8 protein-coding genes are annotated in these 7,431 nt (G+C 38.9%); all 8 read left to right on the forward strand.

Annotated elements, in window-relative coordinates; all coding sequences use genetic code 11:
• Nucleotides 1-116 precede the first annotated feature (116 nt).
• A complete protein-coding gene (locus LHW48_04035; protein ID MCB5259628.1) occupies nucleotides 117-278 on the forward strand; it encodes a hypothetical protein in 162 nt (53 codons plus the stop codon).
• 316 nt (nucleotides 279-594) lie between these two features.
• Nucleotides 595-2,058 carry a T9SS type A sorting domain-containing protein gene (locus LHW48_04040; GenBank protein ID MCB5259629.1) on the forward strand — a complete coding sequence of 488 codons (1,464 nt, stop codon included), beginning with the start codon at nucleotides 595-597 and terminating at the stop codon, nucleotides 2,056-2,058.
• 386 nt (nucleotides 2,059-2,444) lie between these two features.
• Entirely contained in the window at nucleotides 2,445-3,617 is a 1,173-nt protein-coding gene (locus LHW48_04045) for a hypothetical protein (GenBank protein MCB5259630.1), read from the forward strand.
• 82 nt (nucleotides 3,618-3,699) lie between these two features.
• A complete protein-coding gene (locus tag LHW48_04050) occupies nucleotides 3,700-4,422 on the forward strand; it encodes a T9SS type A sorting domain-containing protein (protein ID MCB5259631.1) in 723 nt (240 codons plus the stop codon).
• Nucleotides 4,423-4,479: 57 nt separating this feature from the next.
• Nucleotides 4,480-5,124 (forward strand): hypothetical protein, encoded by a 645-nt coding sequence (locus LHW48_04055; protein MCB5259632.1) that lies wholly within the window; start codon nucleotides 4,480-4,482, stop codon nucleotides 5,122-5,124.
• Between the two features lie 46 nt (nucleotides 5,125-5,170).
• Nucleotides 5,171-5,557, forward strand: a complete 387-nt coding sequence (locus LHW48_04060; GenBank protein MCB5259633.1) for a DUF1565 domain-containing protein — start codon at nucleotides 5,171-5,173, stop codon at nucleotides 5,555-5,557.
• Nucleotides 5,554-6,804: a hypothetical protein gene (locus LHW48_04065; protein ID MCB5259634.1), complete on the forward strand. Its 1,251-nt coding sequence runs from the start codon at nucleotides 5,554-5,556 to the stop codon at nucleotides 6,802-6,804. Before LHW48_04060 ends, LHW48_04065 begins: the two co-directional genes overlap by 4 nt.
• Nucleotides 6,805-7,221: 417 nt before the next feature.
• Nucleotides 7,222-7,431 (forward strand): FG-GAP repeat protein (locus tag LHW48_04070; protein ID MCB5259635.1); only part of this gene is annotated, 210 nt, incomplete at its 3' end.

Genomic DNA, 7,431 nt, shown 5'->3' on the forward strand with positions numbered 1-7,431 from the left:
AAAAAAATATATAAATGGGAGTTATTGAGACAGGTAGAGGGAATGCAACCGTTATGAATACCTATATTAAAAAAAATGGTTGCCATCTCGACAGTATATCGGGATATGCAACCGTTATGAATATATACATAGAAAACAAAGGAATTATTGATAATCAGGATGTCAAGACCTATCGTCTGCAGATGGTTCAAGATGCGCTAAAATATGGAATTAAACCCTGCGCCCAACATTATCAGACCCTCATGTCTAACCAGTTGTTCTTTGATGCGTTCCAATAATTTAGCTTCCATTGTGTCTCCTTGCGATGTCTATGGATTCTCTATCCAGGGCAAGGAAGCTACTACCCTGTATAAACACAAATACGGATGTATAAGGATGCGACAGAAATTCTATATATTCTAATTGCTTTTTATAATTCTAGAATTATCTAATAATTTAATAGGCACATGTACATGCGATTTTTTGGGTTTTGTCCATATTTAGTTTGAGTCCTCTTTTGGTGGACGAAACATATGATATAAATCCGTGAAGCGAAGATTGTCTGATGAACTTCTATGAAGATATGATAAAACGATCTGGGAAGGACGAAGGCGAATGGAGTTTAAAACTTTGATCGAATTAGTTGGCGGATTTATGAAACTAATTTCTTTTTTGATAATGTGTATGCTGGTATCAGTAAACTTGTCTGCACAGATTGACAGCACTTTTGTGCGTTATTACTACCCCACAACCCAAACTTTACCGTCATGGGAATCTTTTCCGATTAGTCAAACTATGGCAGCAAATGTATTCGAAGATTATGAGGGTAAGTTTGTCCTGCAAGCCTTGGCTACCTTCCATTCCCCTCCTCCCGAATGGGTATTCCCCCAATCACCTATGATGCTCTACTCCCGCAGCGGTGGTTATCAGAACACAGTATTCGGACCTCAATTCGGAGGGGACATAGTTGAAGGATACTATTCCAGAATTGTGAAAGATGGACTTGGTGGTTACCTCCCTCTGGATAGCCATTACAACAGATTGCAACGTTTAGATGCTAATCTACAATTTGTGGAATTGGTACATCTAACATATAACCAAGGATTGATTAACTATATAGATGATATTTTGCCTGTAGATAATGATTTTATAATTATTGGACATATTCAGGAAACAAATGATGCTTTATTTTGTAAGGTTGATTATTCCTTAGATATTATATGGCAATATCAATCACCAGCCAATGTGAATGCAACAATAGAATCAACATCTGATGGAAGCATTTTATTTAATTGGGGTTTTAATCCAACAATGAGATTGATGAAAATAACTGCTGATGGTGATTCTTTGTGGACAATAGAATACCCTCCGCGGCCGTGTGTAGAGAGAATTATTGAATCTAACGGGAACTATTTTGGATTAAGATACAACGACAATGTAGTTGATGGGCTTCTTATGGTGTACGATTATGGAGTAGACTTTTGTAACTTAAACCCAGAAACACCCATTCTCACAATCCCAACTTATAGGCTCCTTGATGAAGAAATAGTATTTCCTGCCATAAGGACTAATGACAACAACATTATCCTTGCAGTTTCCACACCCATTGGAGAGATATTCAAGTTTGATAGTGCTTTTAACATGCTTTGGAGCAGCAATGCTTTACCGATTGAAAGGATTGGAGTAGGTAAGCACTCATTACAAGAACTTGATAATGGTGATATTCTTTATTGTGCAACCGTGATAGAACTTCCGCGCCGGCTGGGACTCGTTAGAGTTGATTCAAACGGTAACTATGTTGGCGTTTCAGATGAAACAGAGCATACTCCTCCTATTCGCTGTATCTCAGCATATCCAAATCCGTTTTCCAGAAAGATTACTTTAAGTACCAATAGACAATTATTACACCCAAGTAAATTAACAATTTACAATATAAAGGGTCAACAGGTAGAGTCCATTGATCTCAACGATAAAGCTGTAACCTGGGTACCAAAGGATATTCCTTCCGGGTTATACATAGTCAAACTAGCTACGGACTCAAAAACTATTGAAACCCACTTGATTTCATACATTAAATAGGAGGATTTATGAAAAAGATTGTTGTGCTCATTTTAATAGCTTCGATTGCTACTACTTTGTTTTCCATTATCGACAGGACCATTTCTATCGATACCCAACTAATGCAACAGATCAGGTAGAACCTTTCAGTTCCATATCCTGACCCTTTAATTGGCGATTACATTAGTAATAGTCGTAACGATCCTGAAGGTGACCTCATAGAAAGCTCTGAGGAAAGGGTGATAGACTTTAACCAATACTTAGCAGATTATTCGAAAGATTCTTTCTACAACGCTATCAAGTATCACTCGCTTAATACAAGTGAACTTTCATACCTATAAGCCTTAATTCAGGGCATATCTGGTGATGTAACAAGGAATAAATTCATATACATAAAACCTCAAACTATGACATCCCCCAACCAGTCCATTGATGGCACTAATCCAGGCTCGATAGTCCAATTGATTTATAACACAGATAATAACTATTCATATTGTGAAAGATTACCATTTAGTACAGATCCTTATCCGGGTTTCATCTCCTCAAATCTTGACAACTATAATCGATTGTATTACGCAAGTAATGGGCTAACTTTTGTTTCGTTCATATACGACATGCTTTATTATAAGATGACTGATGTTCAAAAATCTGCCGCTAGTGAAAACATCGAGATATTATCAGGATACCTTTATAATTATTTGCAGCGTCCTGCATTGATTGGCATGACCCCATGGAGTACGTTTTATTCACCTTTTTGGGCAAATTCTAATGAAGCGGGTACTATTGACTGGACCAATGGTCACAACAAGGTTAATCTTCTTGGGGCTAGACCTTTGGAAACCATTTGTGCTTTGGGCTACAGTAGATTAGTATTGGGTTATCTTCCCGGCAACGATGAGATACTTGATTGGGTGTTATACAGGCTAACTACTGCACCAATTCAAGAGGATTTTCATGGAGTACTGAGCTATATTGTAAAGCAAAGTGGCGCGCAGGTTAGTGGCTATGACTATGCCAGTCAAGCTTTCGAAGGTCCACCACAAATATTCTTTACAGCCCTTAATCGTCTTACAGATACAAATTTATGGGATAATCGATACGTTGCGAAATGGATGAATAGTATTGTAGATAACCTGACTCCGAAATATGCAACTGTGCCAATTGAGGATTCTTGGTGGATGTTAGCAGGCAGGGATTACGGTTGGCTTGACAGGGGGCTGGCTGAGTACTATTACCAAAATACTAATGATCAAACTGGTAAAAATAAAATTAAGTGGTTTCTATACAGACAGAAGGCATCAAATTCAGGTTATTGGCCCTTTACAAAGCCCTTACATTATCATATCAATTTCCCAGTAGTGTATGCATGCAATCCAAGTTGCCCCATAAACGCCGATGATTACTGCGAGATTGATCCAAATACAGGTGTGTTGAATAGAGAAACATATCTTGGCTATTACCTTGATGAAAGCCTAAAACCTTTCGATGCCTTAGCACCTATATTGAACGACATCACGGAAATTCTAGCGGAAAATTGGGCCATGGTTCGCATTCCAGTACCATTATCAGCCCCAACCTAGCGATATACCCTCAGATGCATACACAAACGACTGACTTGGCTGCGTATCCGTCGGATCTGAATTAGCCATTAATCCCGGTGAAATGGTTGTTGTAAAGTATATTGGCACTTCTCCGGTTGAATCCAAACTTGGGGGAGACAATCCTGATCCACCTTCCACCGATCCCCATTACCGTGAAATGGCTTTTCAGTTCTCTTATGAGGAGCAACTTGAATATATCCCCATATTTGTTTCGATTGACCTGAATCAGTTTGAGGATGGTAATAAACCCACCGAAATTGCCGTCTTTGTGGACGAAGAATGCAAGGGTGCTGCTGTGATAAAGGACGGAGAAGTTCAGTTGAATGCATATATTACTAATATCACTGATCCTTCCGAAGAACTAAAAGAAATGGAATTTAGAATGTATTTTCCTGGTAAGACCGCAAGCACCAATGTGCTGAATTACTCTGTGCTAAATCCCCAAGCCGGTACTTTCGCAAGCAGAAAAGTAAAACTTGGGGCAACCGAAATACCTCCTCTTCCTCTGTCCACCAGACTATACCAGAACTATCCAAATCCATTCAATCCAGAAACATTAATACAATATGATCTCAAAGACGACGGTCAGGTTGTGATTGATATTTATAACCTGAAAGGACAAAAAGTCCGGTCTGTGGTTAATAACGTTAAAAACGCCGGTTCATACACTGAGATTTGGGATGGAACCAACAATAATAGCAAACAAGCATCCTCCGGAGTATATTTTTACCGGATGCATGCACACAACCAGACGATGACGAATAAAATGCTATTGTTAAAATAGTATCAAGTTGTTGGGGACGGGTTCATCCCGCCCCAATTCTTGAACTATGGAGAGTCAATGAAGATATTTGTTTTCTCAATCATAGCCATACTACCCTGCCTGTTGTTTAGTGTAACCAGAACCGTAGCACTGGACGGATCGCAGCAATATACCAGTATCCAGTCCACTGTCAACGACTCCAGGCATGGTGATGTGGTACTAGTATATCCGGGACGTTACAAAGAAAATATCGAGTTTATTGATTGCAATATCTCTCTCGTAAGCCTTTATTCAACAAATGCGCAACAGCAATACATTGAGAATACGATCATAGACGGGAATATATCCTCCTGTATAAGAGTTGTAAATGGAGAAACCTTTATGATCAATGGCTTTACACTTGTTAATAATGAAGATGGTGGCTACATATCGCCAAATTATGCCGGAGGTGGATTATATGTTAGGGATAACTCCCATGTTATAGTAATTAATTGCATCATTAGGAATTGCTTTGCATTAGCTGGAGGTGGCATATCTATAACAGCTAATGCATCTTTGACTATGTCGAATGTAAAGATATTTGACAATATTGCCATTCAAGCAGGGGGAGGGCTATCATTTCAGCTGGCCAACAATTTGTCCATTGATACAGTACATCCTAGTTCGATCTATAACAACTATACCTCACTAAGGTATGGATTTCAGTATCTATTATATAACTGATAATCCTACTCCCTATAGTCTTAGCCTGGATATGGGAAGTATTGCTATGACCGAAGCGGATGGCTATTTTGTTAACTCCTATTGCGCTGATCTCAGCGTGAACATAGCCCAAAGTTATTTATCTCAAATAGATCACGACCTGTATGTGGCACCGGATGGTGATGACACAAATTCCGGTTTGTCGGCAGAAACACCCCTAAAAACCATCGCCTATGCTATGCAGCGGATTACGGCTAATCCAAACAACCCCAGAACACTGAATCTAGCTGCTGGGGTATATTCTCATAGCAACAATGCGCAGTTATTCCCTTTTGCATTAAATCCAATGTACGCATTCTTTGTGCCGGCACTGAGGCAACAATCCTGGATGGTGAGTACAATCGTACTTTTTGGTCGACTTGCCATGCTAATAACGTGGAGATTTCGGGTATGAAAATAATCAATGCCAGATCAGAATATACCACACCAACAAGTTTCTACTATTGTAACGATATTAATGTTCACGATCTGGTTTTCATGAATAATATTGGGTCAATGTTTACAGGTTTATTGATCAATTATTGTAATGGAGTAATTGTTGATAATGTGTTAGCGGGATTCACTACATCGGCTGATAACGACTTAATTACTTTTAATACTCTGGAAAGTCAAGATGTCTTTATAAACAATATCATCAGTGCAGGAAACTCCACTTCGTATAATGAAAGTAATTACATAGGAATATCAATGCATGATAGTGATATAGTGCTTCGCAACAGCATTGTAGCCAACAATGATGCTATTGATGCATGGATATTCATCTATCAAAATAACCAGTCTGACTTTGCAGACTACAATCTGGATATGAGTAACATGCTTTTTATGAATAACACTATCACTCATACATCTTGGGTGAATGCTCCAATTTATATGCAGAACCGCGGCCAGCAACTCCAATTGAACAACTGTACAATAGCCAATAACACTACAAACCGTAGTATTACGTCAGTATATGCAGGGGTAGATATTAGAAATCTTATTTCATACAATCCTGGTGCAGCTACAGAGCTTTATCTTCTAAATTATCTTAGTTCTACAGGGCTTAGTTATGACGTAAGCGGGAGTAATAGTCTGTTCCGTGGCTCCCAAATCAACTGCAATTACCCAGATAGACTAACTACGGTTGATAACATCATGACAGCTAATCCGCTATTCTTGGGGGAAATAGAGCCTGGATTTGCGGAAAGTCAACCTGAGTATTATCAGCTAAGTTCTCTTTCACCCTGTATAGATAGCGGCACACCTGATACTCTAGGATTGAATCTACCACAGATGGATCTGGCAGGTAACTGGCGAATATGGAACGATAGGATAGATATGGGCTGTTATGAATATGGTTCAGAGCCCTATGTGGGTATTGATGATCCTGAATTACCTTCTCCCCAACATGATATCTCCATATCTGTTTATCCAAATCCTCTTCTGAATACAAGCCAGGCAGGAGAGGTATTTATTGACTTTTCTCTTATAAAGAAGCCTGTATCTCAACCAGTGATTGAAATCTTTAATATCCGCGGACAGAAAGTAAAGACTACTCAGTTGAGCGAAAGCTACAACAGCCTGGTTAACAAAGCTGGACTATCAGGAGATGTAAAACAAAAAAGGAGAGTTCTATTCCACGGTCTGGAATGGCAAAGATGATAACAACAGGACACTTGCCTCAGGAACCTATATTGTTAGCGTTATGGCTGACAAGATGGTAGCCACAAAAAAGATTACAATAATAAAATAGGATCCCATGCCTTATGAAAGGCCCGGGGCAACTCCGTCTTTTCTATTGGATTCCCTATCCAGCGCAAGGAAGCCACTCCCCTGTATTAACACAAATACGAATGCATAAGGATGCGAAAGAATTTGGAAATTGCTTTTTTTTATTTGCTTTTTCTTGGCTTTGGGTTATTTTAGTTTTAATAGATGGATGAGGTTTGCCATATGGCACTGGATTTAGTTAAATGATACCAAGAGTTTTGTTTGAAAATATTAGGTTTTAGACGATTATTGGAGTATGAGTATACCCTTATGGTATTAAAAAAATAGAACAACTACATTGGAGTGATTATGCTGAAAATAGTAATTTTTTTGGTCTTTTGCAGTTTCGCAGGGTCCGTTTTTTCGCAAACTCCAATGCAATTATTGGCCTCTATTGAATCTCCCTTTGTTAGTGATACAAGTAGCTGGAGTGTAAATATTAAAGGCAGCGGAGATATAAATGGTGATGGATACAATGATATTGTGTTGGCTGGTCAGCCTCTTGGAAGTGGAAATGGA

The sequence above is a fragment of the Candidatus Cloacimonadota bacterium genome, assembly GCA_020532355.1.
GTDB lineage: Bacteria > Cloacimonadota > Cloacimonadia > Cloacimonadales > Cloacimonadaceae > UBA5456.